Annotated in this window: 4 protein-coding genes; all 4 read left to right on the forward strand. The window is 30.1% G+C overall.

Annotated features, from left to right (window positions below; translation table 11 throughout):
- The first annotated feature begins 267 nt into the window (after nucleotides 1-267).
- Nucleotides 268-1,260, forward strand: a complete 993-nt coding sequence (locus tag WFK35_RS20895; RefSeq protein WP_336734432.1) for a hypothetical protein — start codon at nucleotides 268-270, stop codon at nucleotides 1,258-1,260.
- Nucleotides 1,253-2,158, forward strand: a complete 906-nt coding sequence (locus WFK35_RS20900; protein WP_336734434.1) for an S-4TM family putative pore-forming effector — start codon at nucleotides 1,253-1,255, stop codon at nucleotides 2,156-2,158. The genes WFK35_RS20895 and WFK35_RS20900 overlap by 8 nt, the downstream gene beginning before the upstream one ends.
- 150 nt (nucleotides 2,159-2,308) lie before the next feature.
- On the forward strand, nucleotides 2,309-2,950 hold the full coding sequence (locus WFK35_RS20905; RefSeq protein ID WP_336734436.1) for a hypothetical protein: 642 nt from the start codon (nucleotides 2,309-2,311) through the stop codon (nucleotides 2,948-2,950).
- A 975-nt stretch (nucleotides 2,951-3,925) separates the two neighbouring features.
- Nucleotides 3,926-4,620 (forward strand): hypothetical protein (locus WFK35_RS20910; protein WP_336734438.1); only part of this gene is annotated, 695 nt, incomplete at its 3' end.

The following is a 4,620-nucleotide window of genomic DNA, read 5'->3' on the forward strand; positions in this document are numbered from 1 at the left end:
GATGTACGGAATTCGCAAACAACTTTGTTTTTAATCTCCGGAGGACTCCGGAAGTTTCCTGCAGATTGTTGGAGAGGTTTGGCGGTTAGAGAAGATTAATAAGATTTTATGAATTATAAATTTCAGTAAAAATACGGAAAGGATTATAAAAACAACTTTCTTAAATTACAACAGTATTTTAAATAAAATCGACACTTTACGGATTCCCGTAATAATTAAAGTTTAAGGATAAATATATTTGAATGTTAAATAAATTAATCTTTATATATGGCAAAAAATGTAAATCAAGCTTTTGAAGAATTCAATACAAATACTGTTAATCTAATTAAAGAAAATACAAACAATGCTCGTAATAGTAGAGATTGGCTAATTGATCAACTACTAAATTTTCCAGAAAATATAGAAGATTTCCCAAATGACTATCCAGAAAAACATATTAAATATGGATCATTTGCCAGAAATACTAAAATTAGACCCTTAGATGATATTGATCTTATGTATTGTCTTGGAGGTTCAAATGCATATTATTCAGTAGATACTTTTAATAGAGACAAGTATTATATTCATACTCAAAATTCATCTGATGAATTAAAAAAATTATCTAGTGATGATAATATTCTAAACTCAATTAGAGTGGTTAATAAATTAGTTACTGCTTTAAATTCTATTCCACAATATTCTAACTCGGAAATTAAAAGAAATCAAGAAGCTGCTGTTCTTAATTTAACATCATATGCTTGGAGTTATGATATTGTACCTTGTTTTTACACTGTTAATAATTTTTATTTAATTCCAGATGGCTCCGGAAACTGGAAAGCCACTAACCCTATTATCGATCAAAATAATATAAAAAATACTAATAAATTGTATGGTGGTAAAGTATATCAGTTAGTAAGAACATTAAAATATTGGAATGCAAATTTTGCAAACCCTAAAATAGGTTCTTATCTTTTTGAAGTTTTAATAATTAGCTTTGTGAAATATAAAGGAAATCAAAACGAATTTAATGATATTAATATAAAAAATTTTTATTATTATTTATGGAAAAACATATCTTATGACGTTAATGATCCAAAAAATATTCAAGGAAACATTAATAATTTAACAACCGAACAAAGAGAAAGAATCTGTAGAAAAGCAAAGGAATGCTATGAATTTGCTAACAATGCCGTAAATTTCGAAATCAATGAAAAAAATCAAGAAAAAGCAATAGAAAATTGGCGAAAAATTTTTGGCGAAAAATTTCCTAAATATGAATAAAGGTACAGAAATATTAAGAGATCAAAATCTAAGCATAAATGTTGACAAATTACTTGCGCAAAGAAGACTATATTCTAATGCAAAAAAAATAAATTATCTATTGATTATCATTACAGTATGTACTCCGATCACGATTTCATTTTTAACAAATTTCACTAATTTAAAAATTGACGATAAAAATTGGATTTATGCAGTATACACTGTTCTAATAATAATTGGTGAAAAAATTTTAGAAATTTATATTGATAGAAGTAAAAAAACAGCTGCATCCATACAAGAAAATTTTGATATAACAATCTTTAAACTTCCAGAAAATGAAACTTTAAATACAACTTTTATTGATTTGGATGTAATCAGAAAATATTCAAAAAAAGATAATAAGAATATAAAAAAAATAGAAAAAGTTAAAAATTGGTATTCAAAGGAGATAGATGTTCTTCCCACAAATATAGCTATTATATTTTGTCAAAGAATGAATATATGTTATGATCAAAATATTAAAAAAAAATATAGTAATATTTTAGTAGCACTCTCTTTAATTACTTTTATTATTTTATTAGTATTTTCTCTATCTAGCGGTTTCAGTTTAAAAAAATTTTTTATAGAAGCATTATTTCCTTCGATGCCTCTATTCCTGTTTACTTATAAAGAATATAAAACTAATCTAGAAACAGTAGATAATTTACAAAAATTACGAGAAATTATTGAGGACAAATTAGATTCTGTATCAATAAATGACATTATAGAAGTTGAAGATTTAAGAAATATACAGGATAGAATTTATCAAAACAGAATATTAAGTCCTTTAATTCCAAATTTTATTTATAATTTTTTATGGGGAGATTTAGAAGATCAGATGAATTATTCTGTTAAAAACAAAATTAATGAATTAAATTAATAATGATACCTTAAAAATAATAATTAAAAGTAATATTACATTTACGCAATTTTAAAAATTTCTGCCTAACCGCAGGTTTTTTCATATCTATACCCTACGCTCAAATTTTCTATCTTTGAAAAGCAATGCTTAGAAAAACCGATAATCTTCATGAACAAAAGAATACAAAAAATTGAGAATCATGTTCAGGATAGAAATTCTGTGGCATGGAAGGAACTTTGTGAGTATATTGATCGGGTTGCCGAAGACGGAAGGGAAGAATTTTCGCCGGCGGAAGAACTTGGCTATGATCTTTTTTCTCGGATTCATACCCTTCCGGAAACGATTTCAAAACTTAAAAAGGTAAAAAAAGTTCGGCTGTACGGAAGTAAGCTCAAACGCATTCCGCCTGAAATCGGACAGATGGAAGCACTGGAATATTTTGATGTGTACACTTCCTACGATTTGCATTGGTTCCCTTATGAGATCATCCACTGCAAAAATTTAAAAGACAGCAGAATGAGCACAAGAGCCGTCTACGGCAATTATAAAAACAGAATGGGCTTTCCGGATTTAAGCCAAAACCCTGTCCGTTACTCAGGCGAAACCGTACAATGCAGCGTGTGTCGCAAAACAATGAGCTATGAACAGACCAATCAGCTCTGGATCTCTCTTTGGGTAGGAACCGATGTAATGCCTTTACTGGCGAATCTCTGCTCAGAAGAATGCCGGAATGCATTGCCACAACCGCCGGAAAATTATATTCAGCACGCCCATAAAGGAAGTTCCGCCTTACAACAGCCCTCCCGATGAAAATGAACGTTTTCAGCAACAATTAAAAATATAAATTGAAGAAAATACGATTGAAACTTTGCAGGAAAAGGAAGTCCCGACGAACGAAATAAATACAGATGAACCGCCAAAACTGATCAGATTCATCAGAAAAATATGGGAGCGATAAGCGCTGATAATTAGTATATTCTAATCTATATTGCTGTCGTTTTGAGCGGAACGAAGTGGAATCGAAAAATTTCAAATAACTGCATTTTTAGAGATTCTTCATTGCATAATGCTTCGCAAAATTTCATTCTGAATGACGGAGGATTTTACTGCTTTAAAATATAACACATGAGTCACATAAGTTTAGTTTAATGAAATATTTAAAAGAACACATAAGAAGAAAATCAAAGATTTTCATAGACTAATGTGTTCTGATCTAAAGCTTAGAAATTATTATAAAATCTTATGTGACTGATGTGTTTAAAAGCTCTTTCATTTAATCTGCAACACTGCCATTTTGAGCGCAACGAAGTGAAGTCGAAAAATCTCATATTAAAAGATTCTTCATTCCATAATGCTTCGCAAAATTTCATTCAGAATGGCAGAGTGATTTTACTGTTTTAAAATATAACACATTAGTCACATAAGTTTAGTTAAATATTTAGAAGATCACATAAGAAGAAAATCAAAGATTTTCATAAACTAATGTGTTCTGATATAACGCTTAAATTGTTTTAAAATCTTATGTGACTTATGTGTTAAAAAAAACTCTTACATTCAATCTACAGCACTGTCATTTTGAGCGAAACGAAGTGGAGTCGAAAAATCTCATATTAAAAGATTCTTCATTGCATAATGCTTCGCAAAATTTCATTCTGAATGACAGGAATAGTTTTGAAAAATAACCGTGAAAGCATTGTATTAAATAAAAGAATCTAAAAAGACCTATCATTCATCGCCCTTCTCAACTATTCATTACATTTGTTCTAGCAATTCAATACAAAAACCATGAAGTTACTTTCTTATTCTATGCAAAAAATTGTCATTCTTTTGTTTTTCGTTTTATCGGCATCTGTTTTCGGTCAGGATTATTTGAATAAAACCGAAAAATATGATGTGGAACTGTTTAATTATTTAGACAGTTTAACGATTGAGAAAAAAGTTCCTCTGGAAGAATATCTGAAGTTTTCAAAGCCTTTTTCGAAATGGGACATCCGACCTGTACAGCATGAGAAAATCTACGCGCTCGATTCGGTACGTACATCAAGTGAAATCTCCAATTTTTTCTGGGGTGGCTTTTCTCAGCGGTATGAACTGACGGAAAAGGATGCAGCGGAAAAACCGAATCAGTTTTTAAAACAAGGTATGATTGACGAGGACAGGCATATTCAGTTTCTGAAGGATCATCTTCCGGAATTCAAAACACTGGCTGCTCTTGTGGGAAAAAGCAGGAATTTAATCTATCTAAACCAGAGTTCTTTGCAAAGGGTAGATGATATTTTTAAAGAAAACAATGGATACTGGTCTTATGTGATTCCGCAAAAATCGCCCTTCCCCATCTCAGCAAAAATAAAAACTGAGAAGAATTACCGTTTCAGCTCTTTGCAGCAACAGATCCTTGAACAGATGAAGAAAGTAAATATTTATTCGATTGTAAAAACAGACTTGGGAATGTTCTTTCTTCTGGACGGATTTTCCGATAA

The organism is Chryseobacterium sp. VD8, assembly GCF_037149975.1.
GTDB classification, from domain to species: Bacteria; Bacteroidota; Bacteroidia; order Flavobacteriales; family Weeksellaceae; genus Chryseobacterium; species Chryseobacterium indicum.

Bases quoted from the DNA above. Each gene is read 5' to 3' on its own strand.
- WFK35_RS20905 (WP_336734436.1), top strand. From the start codon at position 2,309: ATGAACAAAAGAATACAAAAAATTGAGAATCATGTTCAGGATAGAAAT.
- WFK35_RS20900 (WP_336734434.1), top strand. From the start codon at position 1,253: ATGAATAAAGGTACAGAAATATTAAGAGATCAAAATCTAAGCATAAAT.
- WFK35_RS20895 (WP_336734432.1), top strand. From the start codon at position 268: ATGGCAAAAAATGTAAATCAAGCTTTTGAAGAATTCAATACAAATACT.